Here is a 19,742-nt window from a genome sequence, read left to right on the forward strand (position 1 = left end):
ACGAGCACATGACGAACACCACCAGCACCGAGCCCGCAGTCCCCGTGCGGCACCGGCACGCCGCCGGCCCGGCGATCGCGATCCTCCGCGGCGGCACCGGCGAGCACGTCGAGGACGTCATCGCCACGCTGGTCGAGGCCGGCGTCCGGGCGATCGAGATCACCACGAACACGCCGCGCTGGCGGGAGGGCATCGCCTGGGCCGCGGAGCGCTACGGCACCGCGGCGTCGATCGGCGTCGGCACCGTGCTCGAACCCCGCCAGCTCGACGAGGCAGCGGCGGCCGGGGCGGTCTTCGCGGTGAGCCCGCACCTCGACGCCGACATCGGGGAACGCGCGCACGAACGCGGCCTCGGGTGGTACCCGGGGGCGGCGACCCCGACCGAGATCGTCCGCGCCTGGCAGCTCGGCGCCCGCGCGGTGAAGGTGTTCCCGGCCGCACAGCTCGGCGGCCCGGCGTTCCTCAAGCAGGTCCTGGCACCGCTCGACTTCGTGGACGTGATCCCCACGGGCGGCATCGGCGTCGACGACGCGTCCGACTACCTCGCGGCCGGAGCGGTCGCGGTCGGGCTCGGCTCCCCGCTCGTCGGCGACGCCCTGACGAGCGGTGACCTCGACGCCCTCCGGACCCGGGCCGAACGACTCGTGGCCGGGCTCGCACGGTGACCGACCCGGCGCAGGTCCTCCTCCGCGGTGGCACCGTCGTCGGTGCCGACGGTGCCGAGCGCGCCGACGTGCTCGTCGCGGACGGTCGGATCGTCGCCGTCGGCACCGACCTCGACGTCCCGACCGACGTCGCCACGATCGACTGCGGCGAGCGCCTCGTGCTCCCCGGGTTCGTGGACGCACACTCGCACGGCGGCTCGCTCGTGTTCGACGACGCCGTGCAGACCGCGCTGCTCCGGCAGGGCGTCACGACGATCGTCACCGGGCAGGACGGCGTCGGCCCCGCTCCGGGCGACGGCGGCTACGCCGACCGGTACTTCGCCGCGATCGACGGACCCCACCCCCGGTACGACGGCGGTGGGGTGGGGGCGCTGCTCGCGACGTACGACGGCACGACGCCGGTGAACGTGGCGACCCTGGTGCCCGCCGGCACGGTCCGGCACGAGGTCATCGGCGACGACGACCGGCCCGCGACCCCGACCGAGCTCGAGGCCATGCGTGCCCTCGTGCGCCGGGGCCTGGCCGAGGGGGCGACGGGCCTCGCCACGGGTCTCGACTACGTGCCGGGGCTGTACGCCGACACCGCGGAGCTCGCGGCGCTCTGCACGGAGGTCGCGGCCGCCGACGGGCTCTACGTCTCGCACATGCGCGGCGGCTACGAGGGGAACGCCCGCGCGGGACTGGACGAGATCGCGGACATCGTGCGGGCCTCCGGCGTGCGGGCACACGTGTCGCACCTGCACGCGCCGGTCGAGCTCGCCGTCGCCGCCCTCGCCGAACTCGCGGCGGCCGGGGCGCCGATGTCGTTCGACGCCTACCCGTACTCCCGCGGCTGCACGATCCTGTCGATGCTGCTGCTGCCCGCCGAGCTCGCGCGGCCCAGCACCGATGACCTCGCCCACGCGCTCGCCGACGACGCCGGCCGCCACCGGGTCCGGGGCGCGGTGCTGGCACGCGTGCTCGGCCGCGCCGACCTCGGGACGGACTGGGCCGACCAGATCACACTGTCGCACGTGCCGGCCGCCGAGTTCCACGCACTGCAGGGCCGGACGCTCGCCGAGGCCGCGGCGGCCACGGGCACCGACCCGGTGGACCTCGCGCTCGACGTGCTCGTCGACTCGGCGCTGCAGGTCACCGTCGTGATGCGGGTCCCCCGGCCCCGGACCGCGGACGAGCTCACGCGGCTCTTCCGGCTCCCCGGGCACACGGCCGGATCGGACGGCATCTTCGTCGGGACGCACCCGCACCCGCGGGCGTACGGCACGTTCGCGCGGTACCTGCAGGAGTACGCCGTGCCCGGACGGCTCGGCTGGTCGGAGACCGTCCGGCACCTGTCCACCACGAGCGTCGAGCGCTACCGACTCGGGGACCGCGGCGTGGTCCGTGCCGGAGCGATCGCGGACCTGGCGGTCGTCGACCCCGACGCGGTCACGGCCGGCTCGTCGTACGCGGAGCCGATGCGGCTGGCCGAGGGCATCGACGACGTCCTCGTCGCAGGGGTCCCGGTGCTCGCCGACGGCGCCCTGACGCACGCGACCCCCGGCGCGGGGCTCCGTCGGGACGGCTCCGGCACCGGGGGTCGGTGAGGCTTCACTCAGTGAACGCGGGCGTCACTCCGCGGTCGGCAGCACCGCGACGACGTCGATCTCGACGAGGATGTTCGCGAGGTGCGACTGCACGGTGGTGCGGACCGGGTACGGCTGCGAGAAGTGCTTCGCGTACTCCTCGTTGAAGGCCGGGAAGTCGCGGTCGGAGTGCTCGAGGTGCACGGTCGACTTCACGACGTCGTCCAGGGTCGCACCGTGCTCGGCGAGGACGGCCGCGACGTTCGCCAGCACCTGGGCGGTCTGGCCGGCGACGTCGTCGGCGATCTCCCCCGTGGCCGGGTCCTGCGGGCCGAAGCCGGCGGTGTAGATGAAGCCGTTCGCGACGATCCCCTGGCTGTACGGGCCGGCGGGCTTCGGGGCGTTGTCGGTCACGATGGCGGTCTTCGGTGCGGTGGTGTCCGGCACGGTGGCTCCTCACGGGTCGGTGGACGTGACCTCCAGGCTAGGCGGCGGCGCGGCGGTGGACCCGGCCACGCGGCCCACCCGTTCCGTCCTGCACAACGCGATCCGTGCCTCCAGGCCGCGTGGTGAGGAACCCGCAAGCATCGCGCGTCTACGCTCGTACCGTGCCCCCTGCCATGCCCGGACATCGCGGAGTGCCGCGGTGAGTCGACTGGACGGGACCCTGACGGAGTCGATCGCGAGCGGCCGTCGTCGGCTGCTCGACCTCGTGACGAGCCTGCCGGCGTGGGCCGCCGTGCTCCTCGTGTGGACCGGCGGGCGCATCGTGTCGACGTTCTGGCTCGCACTCGCCTTCCCGCTCATCGGCCGTGCGCTGCCGGAGAACGCGATCTGGGGCAACGACCACGGCTTCCTCAACTTCTTGACGGCGTGGGACGGCCAGTACTACGAGCAGATCTCGGTGCACGGCTACCCGACGGCCCTCCCGCTCGACGCCGCCGGGCACGTCGCGCAGAACGCGTGGGCGTTCCTCCCGGCGTTCCCGTTCACGATCCGGATGCTCACCGCCTCGACCGGCGTGCCGTTCGACGTCGGCGCACCCGCGATCGCCCTGCTCGCCGGACTCGTCGCGACCTACCTGCTGCACCGGCTGGTCCGCGACCGCGCCGGGTCCTCGGCCGCGATGTGGGCGGTGTTCTTCTTCACATGCGGGCCGTTGTCGTTCCTGCTGCAGGTCGGGTACGCCGAGAGCACGTTCCTCGCACTGACGTTCGGGGCACTCCTCGCGCTCGAGCGTCGACGGTACGGCCTGCTGACCGTCCTCGGGGTGGTCGCCGCGTTCACCCGGCCCGGGGCGCTCGCGATCCCGCTCGTGCTCGGGGTCGTCGCCCTCGTGCGGTGGGTCAGTGCCCGACGGACCGCAGGTGTCCGCTCGCTCGACGTGTTCCCGGTGGCCGAACGCCTCCGCGTCGTCGCGGCCGGCGTGGTCATGGCGGCCGCCGGGTTCGCCTGGCCGGTCATCGCCGCGCACGTGACGGGTTCGCCGAACGCCTACCTCGAGACCGAGATGTCCTGGTGGGTGAACTTCATCGGACGGGTCGACTTCACGCCGCTCACCCCGTGGTTCCTCATCGCCGCACGGTGGCTCGGCGTGGGCGGGGTGCTCATCGTGGTGTTCCTGCTCGTGGCGTACCCGGTGTGGCTGCTGCGCCGGTCCACCCGTCGGCTGGGGTTCACGACCGTGGTGTTCTCGGCGGCGTACGCGCTGTACATCTTCGCGGTGTCGCTGCCGATGGCCTCGACGCCCCGGCTGCTGATGCCGCTCGCGCCGCTGTTCGGTTCACCGGAGCTCGTCGCGAAGCCGTGGATGCGGTGGACGTTCGTGGTCTGCGCCGTGCTCGGGCAGCCGGTGCTCGTCGCGGTGCTGTGGCTGCTCGGCCCGCCGTGACGCACGGGCCGAGCAGCAGACGTCCGAGTTCGGCGCGCGCGAAACACCGCCGCACGCGCGAGACACCGCCGTACCCGCGAGACACCGCCGCACGCGCGAGACACCGCCGGATTCGGCGGCGTCTCGGGCCCGGGGCGGTGTCTCGCGGATCGAGCGGCGTGCTGGCCGCGCGAGACACCGCGCGGCCAGCACTCCCTAGAGCTCGACGGTGCCGTGGTCGCCGGTGTCCGGCTGACTCTGCTTGCCGAGTGCGGCCTTGAGGGTCTGCACGAGGCTCCCCACCGGGCCGGTGTCCTGCGTCCAGTACTCGACCGAGTCACCCTCGACGGTCAGCAGCCGGATCGTCGGGTCCTCGCGGCCGTCCGGGAACCAGGCTTCCGCGAACGGTGACCACAGCTCGTCGATGACCGTGTCGTCCTGGGTGACCGTGGCGGTGCCGGCGATGGACAGGTACCCGCCCTGGGACTCGATCGCGATGTTGACGTGCGGGTTCCGGGCGATGTCCTCGACCTTCTCGCTGCCGTCCTGCACGAGGAAGCGGAGCGTGCCGTGGAACGCCTTGTCCTGCACGGCGAGGGGTCGTGCGTGCAGCTGGCCGTCCTCGCTGACGGTCGTCAGCAGGGCCGTGTGGGCTCCGTGGACGATGTCCGAGATGGCTGCGCGCTGGTCTGCCTCTGTGTCGGTCATGGTGCTCCTCTCGCGTCGTGCGCCCCGTTGTGCTCGACGTGCGGCCGGGTCTCCCCGGGGCGCGGTCCGTTCCCGCCAGTCTGCCCCTCGATGCTGGGCGCGTCCGGGTCGGCGCGGCTGGTGCCCCGCGGTCAGGCCGGTTCGCGGATGGTCGTCTCGACGTCGACGACCTGCGGGATCCGCGGCATCGACGCGAACCCGAAGGCCACGGGCGGGTCGAGCGGCGCCAGGGACCCCAGCGGCTCCCCCGCCCAGGTCCCCCGCACGCCGGTGACGTCGTGCGCCCCGGTCACGCCGTAGTACTCGCGTCGGCCGTTCCCGGCGGAGCCCGCCGTGCCCGACCCCGGTGCCAGCAGCCGCGCCACGGGGTCGATCACCGCGAGCCACCGGGGGTCGCGGGCGATGGGCTTCGGGACGATGCGGAGCACCCGGCCGAGCGGGGAGATCGTGCCGACGTCGATCGAGGCCTGCAGCGCCCCGGCGGAGAGCTCGATGCCGCTGGCGGTCCGACGGGCGGACACGTCGACGACCGAGACCGTGTCGAACCGGTAGGTGCCGGACACGTACGCGGCGACGATCTCGTCCGGGGCGAGCAGGACGCTCGTGCCGTCGGGCAGCTCGAGGAACACGTCGGTGAACGCACCGAACGGCGAGCGCTCCCACATGCCCACGACGATGCGCACGCCGGACGTCGTGCCGACGCCCGTGATCCGGCCACGGAACCGACGCTCGACGGGGGACGGGGCGGGGGTGGGCGACATGCCCTGGACCGTACCCGGCGCCCCCGTGAGCGGCGTCGGTGGGGCGAGGCGCGCCTCCAGGCCGCCCCAGGCGACCACCCGTCGTGCGAAAGCGACAGGTTCCTGCGTCACGACGGCGGGAACCTGTCGCTTTGGCGGAAGCCTCAGGCGACCGGGACGGGCTGCGCCAGCAGCTCCCGCACCCGCGGGGCGACCTGCGTGCCGTACAGCTCGATCGACCGCATCATGTCGTCGTGCGGCAGGCGACCCGTCGCGTACCGCATGTCGAAGCGGGTGACACCGAGGATCCGCATGTTCCGCGCGATCTTCCGTGCGACCGTCTCCGGCGACCCGACGTAGAGCGACCCGCCGGCCGACAGCCCGGCTCGGTACCCGGCGACGTCGAGGGGCGGCCAGCCGCGCTCGGCACCGAGCCGGTCGGTGACGGCCTTGTGGTACGGCCAGTAGCGCTCGGCCGCCTCTTCGTCGGTGGCGGCGACGAACCCGGGCGAGTGCATCGCGATCGGCTGCTGCGGCAGGTCGAGCTGCGCGAGCGCCTGGCGGTACAGGCGCGAGAACGGGGCGAACTGCGCGGGCTGCCCGCCGATGATCGCGAGGAACAGCGGCAGACCGTAGGACGCGGCGCGGATGACGGACTGCGGCGAGCCGCCGACGCCGACCCAGGTGGGGATGGCGCCGTGCTCGAGCTTCGGGAAGACGTCCTGGTCGGTGAGCGGTGCACGCTTCGTGCCGGACCACGTGACCGGGTCGCCGCCGCGGAGTGCGGCGAAGAGCTGGAGCTTCTCCTCGAACAGGACCTCGTAGTCGGCGAGGTCGTAGCCGAACAGCGGGAACGACTCGGTGAAGGACCCACGGCCCAGGATGACCTCGGCGCGGCCGTTCGACAGCGCGTCGACGGTGGCGAACCGCTCGTACACGCGGACCGGGTCGTCGCTCGACAGCACGGTCACCGCGCTGCCCATCCGGATCCGCGAGGTCCGAGCGGCGATCGCGGCGAGGACCACCTCGGGTGCGCTCACGACGAAGTCGGCGCGGTGGTGCTCCCCCACGCCGATGAAGTCGATGCCGACCTGGTCGGCGAGGACGGCCTGGTCGACGACGTCGCGGATGCTCTGCGCGTCCGACTTGACGCTGCCGTCGGGGAGCTCGGTGACGTCGCCGAACGTGTCGAGGCCGAGCTGCACGGGGCCGACCCGCTCGGGTGCGGGCGGCGGGACGTCCGAGGGGCGGTCGGTGCCGAATGCGTTGCTCATGGGTCCTCCTGCTGGCTGCGGGTGTGACCGCCGCCGTTTTCATGCGTTTGCATCAAACTACCACGGGGGTCGCGACACCACCAGGGTCCGCGCGTACGGTCCCCCGCATGCCGCAGATCCCCGACCAGACCGGCCGCCGCATCGTCGTCACGGGCGCGAACAGCGGAACCGGCAAGGAGACCGCCACCCGCCTCGCCGCCGCCGGAGCGTCCGTGGTCCTCGCCGTCCGCACGCCCTCGAAGGGCGAGGACGCAGCCGCCGCCATCCGGTCGGCCCACCCGGACGCCGACGTCGAGGTGCGCGAGCTCGACCTCGCCGACCTCGCGAGTGTCCGGCGGTTCGCCGCCGGCATCCTCGCGGAGGACCGGGCACTCGACGTCCTCGTCAACAACGCCGGCGTGATGGCGCCACCGAAGCGCTTCGAGACCGTCGACGGCTTCGAGCTGCAGTTCGGCACGAACTTCCTCGGGCCGTTCGCCCTGACCAACCTGCTGCTCCCCGCGCTCCTCCGCTCGCCCGACTCCCGCGTCGCGACGATGTCGAGCATCGCCGCCGTCCCCGGACGGATCCGGTTCGACGACCTGCAGTGGGAGCGCGGCTACAACGGCTGGCGCGCCTACGCCCAGTCGAAGCTCGCCGACCTCCTGCTCGCGCTGCACCTGCACCGGCTGTCCGTCGAGCTCGACTGGCCGCTCACGAGCACGGCGGCGCACCCCGGCTACACGCGGACGAACCTGCAGTCGGCCGGCCGGTCGCTGGGGCGGTCGAAGCCCGTGCAGTCCCGCAACCTCGCCCTGCCGTTCACCCAGGACGTGGAGCAGGGGTCGGAGCCGCTGCTGTACGCGGCCGTCGGTCCGAACGCGACCGGAGGGGCGTACTACGGGCCGTCGGGTGCGTTCGGTCTGACCGGTCCGACCACCACGGCGTCCGTCCCGAAGTCGGCTCGGAAGGCCGACCTGGCGCGGTCGCTGTGGGCCGTGGCCGAGGACCTCACGGGGACCGCGCCGCCCGCCTGAGACGCCGCCCTGCGGTCCGTCGGTGTCGGCGGGCGTCGGCCTGGAGGCGCGGGTCGGCTCCGCCCCGCTGCGTCAGAACCGCACGTGGTCGCGTCCGAAGGCCGTGCGCACCGCCGCCGCGATCGCCCGCTGCCCGCGGGCAGTCGGGTGCACGTCGTCCGCCTGCATCCAGTCCGCGTGCCCGCGGAGCGGCTCGCCGACGTCGACCGAGGTCCCGCCGTCCCGCTCGACGGCGGACCGGAGCGCCGCCGAGATCGACGCGAGCTGGGCGGGCGGAGCGTCCTCGTTCCAGATCGCGCTGAGGCCGACGACACGGGCGCGGGGCAGGAGTCGGTGGACCTCGGCGACGAGCTGCTCGGTGGCACCGGCGAGCTCGTCGTCGTCCTGCCCGAGGTCGTTCGAGCTCGCCTGCACCAGGACGACCGCGGGTCGGAGGTCCACGGCGCGCTCGACCAGCTGCTCGTACGTGCTGCCGCAGTCGTCGTCGTCCCCCTCGGTCAGCACGCCGGCGCCGTCGCACGACAGGTTCGTCAGCTGCCACCGCTCGCTCCGGGCGAGGAGCTCGGGCCAGGCCTGCTCGGCGGACAAGCCGTGCCCGCCGCTGATCGAGTCGCCGATCACGACGACGCGGGCACCGGGAGCGTCGTCCCACGACCGGGCAGCGCGCGCGGTCGGCGTCGGGGCCGCGTCCGAGGTCGGGGCCGCGGCGACGGACGCGTCCTCGGAGCACGCGGCCAGTCCGAGCACCGCGACGACCGCCACGACGGCGGTCAGCACGGAACGCGTCCCGGAGAGCACACCCGGACGCTACGCGCGGCGGCCATGACGCGGCCGGTCACCCGCTGTGGGCCGGTTCAGGCGTGGTGCAGCTCCACCGACCCGTCGAGCCGCCCCGGTTCGGTGAGCCGCGCGTGCTGCAGGACCGTGCGCTCGGGTCCCACCGCCGCTGCCACGATCGACAGCGTCGCGAAGTGGCCGTCCCGTTCGTGCGCGTCGCGGAGGATCGCGTCCGGGTCGTCGGCGGGCAGCACGGCCGACTCGGCGAGCAGGCCGAACCACCCGCTCCACCCGTCACCCGCGTCGTCGCCGGCGTCCGCGGTGCGGAGCTCGTCGAACGGCCCGAGCACGGGCGGACCGGTCGGCGCCTCGACGCCCCGGAAGGCCTCGAGCCACCGGCCGATGCGCGGCGCCGCGGGGTCGTCGGGTTCACCGTGCGTGACCATGTGCACGCCCGGTCCGAGCTCGGTCGTGCGGACCCGGGAGCCGTCCCACGTCAGGACCTCGGCGCCCGAGGCCGTCGCGCGCACCAGGTTGAACGCCCGCGTCGTCGGCACCGTGCCGTCGTGCCCCGGGAGCACACCACCGACGGCGTCGAGCGGCACGATCCCGCGCGTCGCCCAGGTGCCGTCGGCGCTCGGGACGTCCTCACCGCGGTTCAGGACGACCGCGAGCCCGGCCCGGTCGGACGCCGCGAGCCACGCACCCCCGGCCGAGCGGTCGCGGACGCCGCGGATCGCCGGGTCGCGCTCCGGCCACCACGCCGCCGGCGGGTCCCACGGACGCTCGGGCGACTCGTCGCGGAGCGCGAGCATCGTGACGGGCCACGCGGACCCCGGGTCGACGCGGACGACGACGGTGCACATGGGATCGATCCTCGCACGCCGCTCCGGGTAGCGTGACGGACGTGAACGCAGCAGCAGCAGAGCGCCGCCTGACCGTCGTCGTGGGGATCACCGGGGGCATCGCCGCCTACAAGGCCGTCGGCGTCGTCCGCGACCTCGTCAAGCGCGGCCACGACGTGCACGTCGTCCCGACCGAGGGCGCGCTGCGGTTCGTCGGCCTGCCCACGCTCGAGGCGCTCAGCCGGAACCCGGTCACCACGAGCGTCTTCGAGGACGTCGCCGAGGTCCGGCACGTGTCGCTCGGCCGGCGTGCGGACCTGATCGTCGTCGCCCCGGCCACCGCCGACACCCTCGCCCGGATGACCGCGGGCCTGGCGGGCGACCTGCTCGGCACGACCCTCCTGGCCACCGAGGCACCCGTCGTCGTCGCACCCGCGATGCACCCGCAGATGTGGGAGCACCCGGCGACGACCGCCAACGTGGCCGTGCTCCGGGACCGCGGCGTCCGGTTCGTCGGACCCGTCGTCGGCGCCCTGACCGGTGACGACGCGGGCATCGGTCGGATGGCGGAGCCTGAGGACATCGTGGACGCCGCGCTCGCCGTGGTCGGAGGCGACCCGGGATCCCCGGCCACCCCCTCCGGCACGGTCGCCCGGGGCGAGCAGGGCGACCTCGCCGGCGTGCGCGTCGTCGTCAGCGCCGGCGGCACCCGGGAACCGTTCGACCCGGTCCGCTTCGTCGGGAACCGCTCGAGCGGACGACAGGGACTCGCGATCGCCGCCGACGCCGCCGAGCGCGGTGCCGCGGTGACCGTGGTCGCGGCCAACGTCGACGCGGGGCTGACCGGGGGTCTCGACGCGACGATCGTGCCCGTCGGGTCGGCGCTCGAGCTCGCCGAGGCGGTGCACGCGGCGGCAGCCGAGGCCGACGTCGTCGTGATGACCGCCGCCGTCGCCGACTACCGTCCGGCCGAGGTCCGCCCGGACAAGCTCAAGAAGGAGGCGCAGGGCGACACCATGACGCTCGAGCTCGTCCGGAACCCCGACGTCCTCGCCGACCTCGTCGCGGCTCGGCGCACCGGGCAGATCATCGTCGGGTTCGCGGCCGAGACGGAGCCCGACCGCGCCGCCCGTCTCGCACTCGGCCGCGCCAAGATCGCCCGGAAGCCGGCCGACCTGCTCGTGGTGAACCACGTCGGCTGGTCGGCGGGCTTCGAACGCGAGGAGAACGCCATCGAGGTGCTCGTACCCGGCGGCGAGGTCGTCCGGGAGACCTCCGGCACGAAGGCCGAGGTGGCGACGGCGATCCTCGACCTCGTCGCGACCGCGCTGACCTGAGCACGCACCGCCCTGAGCGCTCTCCGGACGCGTCGAGCGTCGCACGGGCACGATGGGGGCATGCGACGACGCGAGCGTCAACGACGCGCCACCCGGACCGCCACCCTCCTCGCCGTCGTGCTGGGCGGGGCCGGCGTCACCCACTTCCTGCGGCCGAAGGGCTACGACCGGATCGTGCCGGACACGCTGCCCCCACGGCTGACCACGCTGGCCTCCGGTGCCGCCGAGCTCGGCATCGCGACCGGCCTCGCGATCCCCGCGACGCGTCGGGCAGCGGGGTGGGCCGCGGCGGCGCTGTTCCTGGCGGTCTTCCCCGCGAACGTCAAGATGGCGAACGACCTCCTCGACAGCCCCCGCTCGACACGGGCCGCGCGACTCGTGTCCGTCCTCCGGCTGCCGCTGCAGGCACCCCTCGTCGCCTGGGCCGTGCGCGTCGGCCGCCACGCGCCGAAGCGGTGACCGAGCCGGCGCGTGCCCGGGCCGCGGTGCCGCTGCTGCACCGGCCCGTCACGGTGCACGCCTGGGAGGACATCGTGTTCGCGCACTGGCGGCACGACCCGGAGTCCCTGTCACGACTGGTCCCGCGCGGCACCCGCCCGGACGTGGTCGACGGCAGTGCCTGGGCCGGGCTGTCGGCGTACGTCTTCCGCGAGACGCGCGTGCCGCCGTTCCCGCCCTCGGGTCGGCTCGGCACGATGACCGAGGTCACGATCGAGATCCTGACGATCGACGACCACGGGCGCCGCGGCGTCGTCTACCGCACCGTGGACACCGCGAACGTGCCCGCCATCGTCGCCGCGCACGCGCTGCTCGGGGTTCCGTACACGTTCGCGCACGCCCGTGCCCGCCGTCGTGGGGACACCATCGCGCACCACTCGGTCCGACACCCCGCGCGTGCGCTGCACCCGATCCGCTGGCTGCGCGGTCACGGGACACGGCCGGGAGGAGCGGTGCAGCCCCGCCACGAGGCCACCGTCCGCGTCGTGGCCGGCCCGGCCGTCGACACGCCGCTCGCCACGGAGCTCACGACGCGCGAGGGCATCCACGCACGGCACCTCGCCCAGACCGTCTTCTGGCAGCGCCAGCACCCGCCGCTCGAGATCCGGTCGGCGCGGCTCGAACGACTCGAGGGCGACCTGCCCGACGCGGTCGGCATGCCCGGGCTCCTCGACCGCACCCCGGACTCGCTGGTCGTCGTGGACCGCACCACCGTCCGGTACGGCTGGGGGGACGTGGTCCGGTGACCGACGACCCGCACCACCTCGAACGGTTCGTCCGCGCGCAGGACGGCGTGCACGGGACCGCGCTCGCCGAGCTCCGGCACGGCCGGAAGACCTCGCACTGGATGTGGTTCGTGTTCCCGCAGCTCGCCGGGCTCGGCCGGAGCGCGACGGCGCAGCAGTACGCGCTCGACGGCACCGCCGAGGCGCGCGCGTACCTGGCGCACGCCGTCCTCGGCCCGCGACTCCTCGAGGCGACCGAGGCGGCGGCGACCGCACCCGCACGATCGGCCGACGAACTGCTCGGCGGTGTCGACGCCCTGAAGCTCCGGTCGTCGATGACGCTGTTCGCCCGGTCGGCGGACGACCCCGAGCCGTTCCGCGCCGTCCTGGCACGCTGGTACGCCGGGACCGAGGACCCGGTGACGCTGCGGCTGCTGCGCCTCGACGAGTGACGTCGTCCGACCTCGTGACACTCCCCGATCCGATCGGAACGCCGTTCTTATATCAGGTACGGTGAACCACGCGACCGTACCGAACGGTCGGTCGCCCGACCCGATCCCTTCCGCCACGATCCCGAAGGAACCCGCATGCCGGTCCCCAGCAGCGCACCGACCGAGCACCAGCTGCTCCGCGACACCGTCCGCCAGAAGATCCACGACGCGATCATGGACGGCACGTTGGAGCCCGGTGAGCGTCTCAACGACGACGAGCTCATCTCGTGGCTCGGCGTCTCCCGCACACCCATCCGCGAGGCCCTGAGCCAGCTCGCCCGCGCCGGCCTCATCGAGATGGCGCCGAACCGGTACACGCGCGTCACGACGCCGAACCCGACCGAGGTGGTCGAGGCGCTGCAGACGCTCGGCGTGCTGTTCGGCGGGGTCGTCCGCCTGGCGGTCCCACTGCTGGGCGCGAGCGCGAAGAAGAAGATCCTCGCCCAGCTCGACGCCACCATCAAGGACTACGAGCAGCACGACGTCGCGGCCGTCAACCACGACGCGCTCGGGGTGTTCGCCCTGTACGTCGACGAGTGCGGCAACGAGAACCTGCAGCGCGTCTGCCGGGACACGATGGACGGGCTCGCGTTCCGCCTGCGCCTGCCGAACCTCGACGAGCTCGTCGACTGGGACCAGATGACCGAGGACTTCCGCCGTCTGCGCGAGGCCACGGCCTCCGGCGACAACGTCGCGGCGGAGCTCGCGACCGAGGCGATCCACCTCCTGCCGGGCGAGAAGCGCTGATCAGCTGAACCGCCGTACAGGAACCCGCCCGTCTCGCCCACGCGAGGCGGGCGGTCCTCGTTCCCCGCGCCTCCAGGCAGTCGCCGTCCGCGCCTGCGCGACGCTCCCAGTCATGCGCTCCGGCGAGCCGGTAGCATCGGCGCGACCGCCCGCCAGACCACCCGGAGCACCGCATGAGCAACCGCCGACCGGACCATACCGAGATCGCCGCGCGCCTCGCCGCAGCGGTCGGCCGGATCAACCGACGGGCGCGCACCGACTCGGCCGCGCTCGGCTACGGGATCGTCTCCGCACTCGCCACGATCCAACGAGAGGGTCCCCTGCGTCCCGGCGACCTGTCGCGGATCGAGGTCGTCACGAAGCCGACGATGACGCGGATCCTGACCGAGCTCGAGCAGCGGGGGTTCATCGAGCGCGAGGCCGATCCGCGGGACGGTCGCGCCTTCATGGTCACCGCCACGCCGGAGGGCATCGCCGCCGTCGAGCGTGCGCGGTCCGACCGCACCGGGATCGTCGCGGAACTCATCGCGGAGCTCCCCGAGCCGGACGTCGACGCGATCGCCGCGGCACTCGACGCCCTCGAACGTGTGGCCCAGGGCGACCGCACCCAGGAAGCTCACACCTCCCAGGCCTGATCGGGTCGTTACCGAACCGTTACGAACGGGTGGACGGACGGTTCTGCCAGTCAGTCTGGACGGTGCGTCCAGGATGACGGGTCATCGTTTCGTCTTCGCCCATCGGCGGCCACCCCACGGTCGCCGGCCGGCGGACGGACGGGCCCCACACCACCGTCCGGTCCTCCCCCGGCTCGCGAGCTCCGACGACGGACGTCACACGTCCGACACCCCTGCACGCTCCCATCACCCGCGTGCACCGTCCCGAGCTGCGCACCACGAGCCGGCCGACCACCGGAATCGATGACAGGACGCAACACCGACCTCCCCACCACCACGGCCTCGACCCGACGTGAGGCCCTGAACTCCCCCAACCGGCGGCTCCGCCGTGCGCTCCGTCGCCCCACCACGTTCATCGTGGGCGGCGCAGCGGTCCTCGCCGTCGCCGGCGGCATCGCGACCGTCGGCACACAGCCCGCGATCGGCGAAGCCCTCGGCATGCCGAGCGCCAGCGCCACCACCGCACCGGCACTCGAGGGGACCGCGCTCGACCGGGCCCAGGCCGCCGCGACCATCGCCACCGCGCAGACCATCGTCGAGACCGCGAACGACAAGACCGACACGGCGACCCTCGAGCGGCGCATCGACTCGCTCGACGACTACCGGAAGCTCTCCGGTGCCGCGCTCACGTCGCGGATCGCCTCGACGGTCGACGCCACCACCGACGTCGCGAACGCCAGCGCCACCCAGGACAAGCGCGACGCCGACGCGAAGGCCGCCGCCGAAGCCGCAGCGCGGAAGGCAGCGGCCGAGCGCGCAGCGGCAGCCGAAGCGGCGCGCAAGCAGGCCGCCGCGAACACCGTCGAGGGTGCGAAGGCCACGGCCAGCTCCCTCGCGGCGTCGAAGTACGGCTGGGGTTCCGACCAGTTCCAGTGCCTCGACAACCTGTGGACCAAGGAGTCCGGCTGGAACTACCAGGCCGTCAACGCGAACGGCGGCGCGACCGGCATCCCGCAGGCCCTGCCCGGCTCGAAGATGGCGACCATCGCCGCGGACTGGCGCACCAACGCCACGACGCAGATCACGTGGGGGCTGCAGTACATCAGCGCCTCCTACGGCACGCCCTGCGCAGCGTGGGCGCACTCGCAGGCGTCGAACTTCTACTGACGCTCCGCCTGAGCAGCACACACAGGACGGCCCCGGGATCGCTCCCGGGGCCGTTCGTCGTGTAGGCATACCGGGTGACCACCATCGGACTCCGCCGCATGGCGCCCCGGGACCCCACCGAGGGACACCGCGCCGCAAGCCCCCTCGAGCTCCTCTTCGACCTGGTGTTCGTCGTCGCCGTGGGGTTCGCCGCCTCGAACCTGCACGAGATCGAGGCGGAGGGGCACGTCTCCTCTGCCGTGGTCTCGTACGCCTTCGTGTTCTTCGCCATCTGGTGGGCCTGGATCAACTTCACGTGGTTCGCCACGTCGTTCGACACGGACGACTGGCTCTACCGCGTGATGACGTTCGTGCAGATGGCCGGCGTGCTCGTGCTCGCCGCCGGGGTCCACGCGGCGATGGTCGAGGGCTCGACCACGATCGTCGTCCTCGGGTACGTGGTGATGCGGCTCGCCCTGGTCGGTCAGTGGCTCCGCGCTGCTGCGTCCTCGCCCGAGTACCGACGCACGGCCCTGCGGTACGCCGCGGGGATCGTGGTCGTCCAGATCCTCTGGGTGGTCGCGCTCCTGCTGCCGCACGACGTGGGGTGGGCGGTGGTCCCGGTGCTCATCCTGCTCGAGGTCCTCGTCCCGCCGTTCGCCGAGGCCGGCACCCGCACGACCCCCTGGCACACGCGGCACATCGCCGAGCGCTACTCGCTCTTCACGCTCATCGTGCTCGGTGAGGGACTCGTCGCCTCGGCCAACGCGGTCATCGACGGGATCGCCCACGCCGACCACCTGGCGTCGCTCCTCGTCCTCGCCGCGTGCGGGCTGGTGATCGTCGCCGGTCTCTGGTGGATCTACTTCTCGCGGGAGCAGCACGACCACATCCGCTCGCTGCCGACGGCGCTCGTCTTCGGCTACGGCCACTACCTCGTGTTCGCCGCCGCCGGTGCGCTGCCAGCCGGCATCGAGGTCGCCGTCAGCGCCGACGCGGGCGAGGCGGACCTGTCCCACGCGACCGTCGCGGCCACCATCGCGGTGCCGGTCGCGCTCTTCGTGCTCGCGATCTGGGCACTCGCGCTGCGACCGTCGCTGCCCACCGGGTGGAACGTCGTCGTCGTCGTGCTCGCGCTCGCGGTGCTCGCGAGCATCGCAGTGCCCGCGATCTCGCTGGTCGCGACGGCCGTGCTCGTCGCGGCGATCGTGGTGGTCCTGGAGGTCGCGGACCGCGGACGGTGACCCGATGTCGGACTGTGCCCACGCCGCCGGTTCCGGACTGCCGCGCCAGCGGCAGGTCGGCCGTGCCAGCGGCAGGTCGGCCGTGCCAGCGGCAGGTCGGCCGTGCCAGCGGCAGGTCGGCCGTGCCGGTGGCGAGAGGCGCGGTGCCAGGCCGCCCCGCGCCTCCAGTCCGACGGGTGGTGACGTCAGCCGACGCGCGCGACCCGGACGTCCACGCGGCTGAGCGGGAGACCGTGCGCGGTCGCCGCCGCGAGCGCCGCGAGGTGCGCCGCACGCGCCGTCTCCGGCGCGGGGACCGAGCCGTCGGTGCCGATCACGATGCGGAGGACGTCGTCGTCGAGGACGACCCGCGCGATCGTCGACCGGGTCGCGAGGTTCTTGGCCGCGGTCACGGTGCTCCCGAGGGTCGGGCGGGCGCGGTAGAGGTCGGCCACACCGGGGACGGCCAGGACGGCTTCCTCGACGGCTGCGAAGGTCTCGTCGTGGTCGCTCATGCCCGGTCCTCCTCGGTGTCCTCTGGTGCGACGGTGTGCTCTGGTGCGACGGTGTGCTCTGGTGCGACGGTGTCCTCTGGTGCGACGGTGTCGTCACTCGTCGGTGGTGGGAGCAGGTCGCGGACGACCACGTCGACGGCCTCCACCAGCAGGTCGGTCTGGGTGGCGAGCACCTGCCCGACGGTCTCGCGGACGTCGGCGGCGACCCGCTGGATCGTCGAGCCGGCACGCACCGCGATCTCGACGACGATCCGGACCGGTGCGCCGAGCTCGGTGACGTCGCCCTCGAGCGTGCACCGCGCGACGAGCGCATCGGGGACGGCGTCGCCGGCGGTCCGGACGAGGGAGCGGATGGCACCCTCGGTCATCACGGGCCGCTCGGTCGGCGCCGCCGGGCGGAGCGGGACGTCGCGACCGGCGCGGGCCTCGAGCGAGATGTTCGCGAGCACCCCGCTGATCCAGGACTCGTCGGCCGGTGCTTCCTGCTCGGCTGCGGCCTCGAGCGAGCCGAGCGAGGAGTGCCGGAGCCGCACGATCGCGGCGAGGGCGTTCTGGCAGGCTGCGGAGTCGTCGATGCTCGGGTCGGCCGGCTGCATGCCGGCGTCGAGGTAGTCGGCGAGCTCGTCGATCGTGTGCCCGTCGAGGTCGTCGGGCTCGAGCGACTCGAGCCCGACGGTGTCGCGGTCGGTCATCGCCATCCCTCCATCAGACGGATCATGTTCTTCCTCGCCCGGGACAGGAGTCCGCGGACCGTCGAGGCGGGGAGGTCCAGTTCCTCCGCTATCGCCTCGTAGGAGTACTCGAGCACTTCCTTCATCACCCAGCACCGTCGTTGCGCCTCCGGCAGTTCGGCGAGCGCCGTCTCCACCGCCTCTTCGCGGGAGCGTGCCTCGGCCACGCGTTCCGGGGCGTCGGCCGCCGGTGCGGCGACCTCGAGCTCGGTGACGTCGTCGTGGAACCGGCGAGCCCGGATCCGGTCGATACACTTCCGGCTGAGGATGCGCATGAGCCACGCCTTGACGCGTGCGCCGTCGTCGAGCCGGTCGAGCCGGTTCCAGGCGGTGATGAAGGTCTCCTGCACGACGTCGTCGAGTTCGTCGGTCGAGCCGAGGGTCCGTCGCGCGTAGGCGCGCAACAGCGGTGTGTACCGGCGGATGAGGACCTCGAACGCCCGGACGTCGCCGTCGGACGAGCGACCTGCGAGGACGGCGTCGTCGAGATCGGTGAGGGGCTGGTGGTGCACGCTTTCCCTTCTACTGGTGGTGGATGGGGTTCAGCTGGGCACGGACGACCTTCATCGGTCCGACGGGCCTCGCCGAGAGCGCACGGACCCGGGCCTGTGCGAGCAGGTGCTGTGGCGCGATCCGTCCGTGGGACGTCGCGTGGCGCGCATCGGTGTCGGTGTCGGGCATCTGGGCTCCTCGGGTGGACCGCGCGTTCGGGGTCCGTCACCGATGAGACGTGTGTCGGAGGTGGATCGTCACACTTCTGCGCCCGCCGATTCTGCGGCAGGCTGGGGGCATATCGCTCGTCACCGCCGTCTGCCGCGTCGACCGCCTGCTGCCCGACTCGGGCACGATCGGGATCACCGCGATCGACAAGCGTCCCGTCGACGGCGCGGTCCGCGTGCGTCCGCTCGGGCTGTACGCCGACGTGCAGGCCGACCGGAAGCACCACGGCGGCGAGGACCAGGCGGTGTACGCCTACGCCGACGAGGACGCCGCGTACTTCGCCGAGCTGCTCGACCGCGAGGTCCCACCCGGGCTGTTCGGCGAGAACCTGCGGACCTCGGGAATCGACGTCACCGGCGCCGTCACGGGCGAGCGCTGGCGGATCGGAGAGACCCTCGAGCTCGAGGTCACGATCCCGCGGAACCCGTGCGGCACGTTCGCCCGGCGCATGCGGGTCGACAAGTGGGTCAAGCGGTTCACCGAGGAGGGGCGTCCCGGCGCGTACCTCAGGGTGCTGCGCTCCGGACCGGTGTCCGCCGGGGACCCGATCGTCGTCACGCACCGGCCGGACCACGGCGTCACGATCGGGCAGATCTTCAGCGGGTTGACGCCCGAGCAGGCGCAGGCGGTGCTGTCGTCCGGCCGTGGGTCCGGCGGCGGGCCCGGGACGGGTGGACTCGCCCCGAAGGTGGTCCGGGACGTGTCGAAGGTGCTTGCGCGCACCCGCATCGGCGCCTGATCGACGCGCCCTGGCGCTCGCGTGTGTGGGCGGGTCAGTCGGCCTGTGCGCGGCGGAACGGATCGATCGGACGCTTCGCCCTCGGGAGCCCCGCCACCACCAGTTCCCAGGCGTTGGCCACGAGGTCCTCCACCAGGGTCTCGTCGATACCGGCCCCGGGCGACAGCGTGATCCAGTGCTGCTTGTTCATGTGCCAGCCCGGCGTGATCTCGTCGTGGTCGCGCACGAGCGAGGCACCGTGTGGCGGCGCGCACTTCAGGTTGACGATCGGCACACCCCGCAGCTCGGACGTCATCACGAACATCTTCCCGACGACCTTGTAGACGAACGCGCCCTCCCCGAAGGGCTGCGTCTCCGCCACCGCGGGCAGGCCCATCGCGGTGCGGGCCGCGACCTCGTGCAGGGTCTCGCCGTCCATGCGTCCAGCATGCCTCGTTCTGGGGTGGGAGGAGCCGCGCCTTGCTGACGTACCCTCAGGCCGTGAACCTCACCCGAACCCGTCTCGTCCGCTCGCTCGGCATCGCCGCCGCGGCGACCGCCCTCGCCGCCTCCGTCGTCGTCGGCGGAGCCGCCACCGCGCAGGCCGCTCCGACCGTCTACAAGAACTGCACCGCCGTGCAGAAGGTGTACTCGGGCGGGATCGCGAAGAAGTCGGTCACGAAGAACAAGGTGACCTCGAAGGGGAAGACCACCTACCGCGCGCTCAAGGGCACCGTGAAGAAGGACGACGCGCTCTACAACGCGAACAAGAAGATGGACGCGGACGCCGACGGGATCGCCTGCGAGAAGAGCTGAC

At 73.2% G+C, this 19,742-nt stretch carries 25 protein-coding genes; 14 read left to right on the forward strand and 11 right to left on the reverse strand.

The genetic code is table 11. The annotated features are described in order from the left end of the window. Positions 1-8: 8 nt before the first annotated feature. Together CRP27_RS06675 and CRP27_RS06680 are read left to right on the forward strand one after the other, a co-directional pair. Positions 9-665 (forward strand): bifunctional 4-hydroxy-2-oxoglutarate aldolase/2-dehydro-3-deoxy-phosphogluconate aldolase, encoded by a 657-nt coding sequence (locus CRP27_RS06675; protein ID WP_097179932.1) that lies wholly within the window; start codon positions 9-11, stop codon positions 663-665. Then, the gene (locus CRP27_RS06680) at positions 662-2,251 is read left to right on the forward strand and encodes an amidohydrolase family protein (RefSeq protein ID WP_097179933.1); all 1,590 of its coding nucleotides are present in this window, start codon (positions 662-664) and stop codon (positions 2,249-2,251) included. The genes CRP27_RS06675 and CRP27_RS06680 overlap by 4 nt, the downstream gene beginning before the upstream one ends. Before the next feature lie 24 nt (positions 2,252-2,275). On the opposite strand, the gene CRP27_RS06685 is transcribed toward CRP27_RS06680, so the two are convergent. Further along, the gene (locus tag CRP27_RS06685) at positions 2,276-2,677 is read right to left on the reverse strand and encodes a RidA family protein (RefSeq protein WP_097179934.1); all 402 of its coding nucleotides are present in this window, start codon (positions 2,675-2,677) and stop codon (positions 2,276-2,278) included. Positions 2,678-2,876: 199 nt separating this feature from the next. Here CRP27_RS06685 and CRP27_RS06690 point away from each other — a divergent pair, with 199 nt between their 5' ends. Beyond that, a complete protein-coding gene (locus CRP27_RS06690; RefSeq protein WP_255257462.1) occupies positions 2,877-4,121 on the forward strand; it encodes a hypothetical protein in 1,245 nt (414 codons plus the stop codon). 195 nt (positions 4,122-4,316) lie between these two features. Here the strand turns inward: CRP27_RS06690 and CRP27_RS06695 are convergent, their stop codons facing one another. The 3 genes from CRP27_RS06695 to CRP27_RS06705 all read right to left on the reverse strand — a co-directional run bounded on the left by CRP27_RS06695 (position 4,317) and on the right by CRP27_RS06705 (position 6,822). Then, positions 4,317-4,808 carry a pyridoxamine 5'-phosphate oxidase family protein gene (locus CRP27_RS06695; RefSeq protein WP_097179935.1) on the reverse strand — a complete coding sequence of 164 codons (492 nt, stop codon included), beginning with the start codon at positions 4,806-4,808 and terminating at the stop codon, positions 4,317-4,319. Between the two features lie 131 nt (positions 4,809-4,939). Next, complete coding sequence (locus CRP27_RS06700; protein ID WP_097180322.1) at positions 4,940-5,569, reverse strand: hypothetical protein; 630 nt, start codon at positions 5,567-5,569, stop codon at positions 4,940-4,942. A gap of 143 nt (positions 5,570-5,712) precedes the next feature. After that, a complete protein-coding gene (locus CRP27_RS06705) occupies positions 5,713-6,822 on the reverse strand; it encodes an LLM class flavin-dependent oxidoreductase (RefSeq protein ID WP_255257463.1) in 1,110 nt (369 codons plus the stop codon). Positions 6,823-6,929: 107 nt separating this feature from the next. On the opposite strand from CRP27_RS06705, the gene CRP27_RS06710 reads away from it, so the two are divergent. Continuing rightward, positions 6,930-7,838 carry an SDR family oxidoreductase gene (locus CRP27_RS06710; protein WP_097179936.1) on the forward strand — a complete coding sequence of 303 codons (909 nt, stop codon included), beginning with the start codon at positions 6,930-6,932 and terminating at the stop codon, positions 7,836-7,838. A gap of 72 nt (positions 7,839-7,910) precedes the next feature. Here the strand turns inward: CRP27_RS06710 and CRP27_RS06715 are convergent, their stop codons facing one another. Both CRP27_RS06715 and CRP27_RS06720 read right to left on the reverse strand, forming a co-directional pair. Then, the gene (locus CRP27_RS06715) at positions 7,911-8,636 is read right to left on the reverse strand and encodes an SGNH/GDSL hydrolase family protein (protein ID WP_097179937.1); all 726 of its coding nucleotides are present in this window, start codon (positions 8,634-8,636) and stop codon (positions 7,911-7,913) included. A gap of 56 nt (positions 8,637-8,692) precedes the next feature. Further along, complete coding sequence (locus CRP27_RS06720) at positions 8,693-9,481, reverse strand: NRDE family protein (protein WP_097179938.1); 789 nt, start codon at positions 9,479-9,481, stop codon at positions 8,693-8,695. 68 nt (positions 9,482-9,549) lie between these two features. On the opposite strand from CRP27_RS06720, the gene coaBC reads away from it, so the two are divergent. The 8 genes from coaBC to CRP27_RS06760 all read left to right on the forward strand — a co-directional run bounded on the left by coaBC (position 9,550) and on the right by CRP27_RS06760 (position 16,262). Continuing rightward, on the forward strand, positions 9,550-10,797 hold the full coding sequence (coaBC, locus tag CRP27_RS06725; RefSeq protein WP_097180324.1) for a bifunctional phosphopantothenoylcysteine decarboxylase/phosphopantothenate--cysteine ligase CoaBC: 1,248 nt from the start codon (positions 9,550-9,552) through the stop codon (positions 10,795-10,797). Positions 10,798-10,857: 60 nt separating this feature from the next. Next, complete coding sequence (locus CRP27_RS06730; protein WP_097179939.1) at positions 10,858-11,256, forward strand: hypothetical protein; 399 nt, start codon at positions 10,858-10,860, stop codon at positions 11,254-11,256. Next, positions 11,253-12,041: a YqjF family protein gene (locus CRP27_RS06735; protein WP_176505493.1), complete on the forward strand. Its 789-nt coding sequence runs from the start codon at positions 11,253-11,255 to the stop codon at positions 12,039-12,041. The genes CRP27_RS06730 and CRP27_RS06735 overlap by 4 nt, the downstream gene beginning before the upstream one ends. Next, entirely contained in the window at positions 12,038-12,472 is a 435-nt protein-coding gene (locus CRP27_RS06740) for a DUF1810 domain-containing protein (protein WP_097179941.1), read from the forward strand. Before CRP27_RS06735 ends, CRP27_RS06740 begins: the two co-directional genes overlap by 4 nt. Before the next feature lie 135 nt (positions 12,473-12,607). Further along, positions 12,608-13,258 carry a GntR family transcriptional regulator gene (locus CRP27_RS06745; protein ID WP_097179942.1) on the forward strand — a complete coding sequence of 217 codons (651 nt, stop codon included), beginning with the start codon at positions 12,608-12,610 and terminating at the stop codon, positions 13,256-13,258. A 173-nt stretch (positions 13,259-13,431) separates the two neighbouring features. Beyond that, a complete protein-coding gene (locus tag CRP27_RS06750) occupies positions 13,432-13,893 on the forward strand; it encodes a MarR family winged helix-turn-helix transcriptional regulator (protein ID WP_097179943.1) in 462 nt (153 codons plus the stop codon). A 282-nt stretch (positions 13,894-14,175) separates the two neighbouring features. Then, positions 14,176-15,039 (forward strand): phospholipase, encoded by an 864-nt coding sequence (locus CRP27_RS06755; protein WP_097179944.1) that lies wholly within the window; start codon positions 14,176-14,178, stop codon positions 15,037-15,039. 74 nt (positions 15,040-15,113) lie between these two features. Beyond that, entirely contained in the window at positions 15,114-16,262 is a 1,149-nt protein-coding gene (locus CRP27_RS06760) for a low temperature requirement protein A (RefSeq protein ID WP_255257464.1), read from the forward strand. Positions 16,263-16,447: 185 nt separating this feature from the next. Here the strand turns inward: CRP27_RS06760 and CRP27_RS06765 are convergent, their stop codons facing one another. Genes CRP27_RS06765 through CRP27_RS18180 form a run of 4 tightly spaced genes read right to left on the reverse strand, consistent with a single transcriptional unit; the run spans position 16,448 to position 18,168 of the window. Continuing rightward, positions 16,448-16,756: a hypothetical protein gene (locus tag CRP27_RS06765; RefSeq protein WP_097179945.1), complete on the reverse strand. Its 309-nt coding sequence runs from the start codon at positions 16,754-16,756 to the stop codon at positions 16,448-16,450. Then, the gene (locus CRP27_RS06770; RefSeq protein WP_097179946.1) at positions 16,753-17,454 is read right to left on the reverse strand and encodes a hypothetical protein; all 702 of its coding nucleotides are present in this window, start codon (positions 17,452-17,454) and stop codon (positions 16,753-16,755) included. The genes CRP27_RS06765 and CRP27_RS06770 overlap by 4 nt, the downstream gene beginning before the upstream one ends. Next, complete coding sequence (locus CRP27_RS06775) at positions 17,445-17,999, reverse strand: RNA polymerase sigma factor (RefSeq protein ID WP_079236696.1); 555 nt, start codon at positions 17,997-17,999, stop codon at positions 17,445-17,447. The genes CRP27_RS06770 and CRP27_RS06775 overlap by 10 nt, the downstream gene beginning before the upstream one ends. A 10-nt stretch (positions 18,000-18,009) precedes the next feature. Then, complete coding sequence (locus tag CRP27_RS18180) at positions 18,010-18,168, reverse strand: hypothetical protein (protein ID WP_176505494.1); 159 nt, start codon at positions 18,166-18,168, stop codon at positions 18,010-18,012. Between the two features lie 109 nt (positions 18,169-18,277). Between CRP27_RS18180 and CRP27_RS06780 the strand changes: the two genes are divergently transcribed. Continuing rightward, complete coding sequence (locus CRP27_RS06780) at positions 18,278-18,946, forward strand: MOSC domain-containing protein (protein ID WP_097180326.1); 669 nt, start codon at positions 18,278-18,280, stop codon at positions 18,944-18,946. 34 nt (positions 18,947-18,980) lie between these two features. On the opposite strand, the gene CRP27_RS06785 is transcribed toward CRP27_RS06780, so the two are convergent. Next, the gene (locus tag CRP27_RS06785) at positions 18,981-19,364 is read right to left on the reverse strand and encodes an MmcQ/YjbR family DNA-binding protein (protein WP_097179947.1); all 384 of its coding nucleotides are present in this window, start codon (positions 19,362-19,364) and stop codon (positions 18,981-18,983) included. Positions 19,365-19,426: 62 nt separating this feature from the next. Between CRP27_RS06785 and CRP27_RS06790 the strand changes: the two genes are divergently transcribed. Continuing rightward, positions 19,427-19,741 (forward strand): excalibur calcium-binding domain-containing protein, encoded by a 315-nt coding sequence (locus tag CRP27_RS06790; protein WP_217990698.1) that lies wholly within the window; start codon positions 19,427-19,429, stop codon positions 19,739-19,741. The last annotated feature ends 1 nt before the right edge of the window (position 19,742 follow it).

Origin of the sequence: Curtobacterium sp. 314Chir4.1, from assembly GCF_900215175.1 — a bacterium.
Lineage (GTDB): Bacteria > Actinomycetota > Actinomycetes > Actinomycetales > Microbacteriaceae > Curtobacterium > Curtobacterium pusillum_A.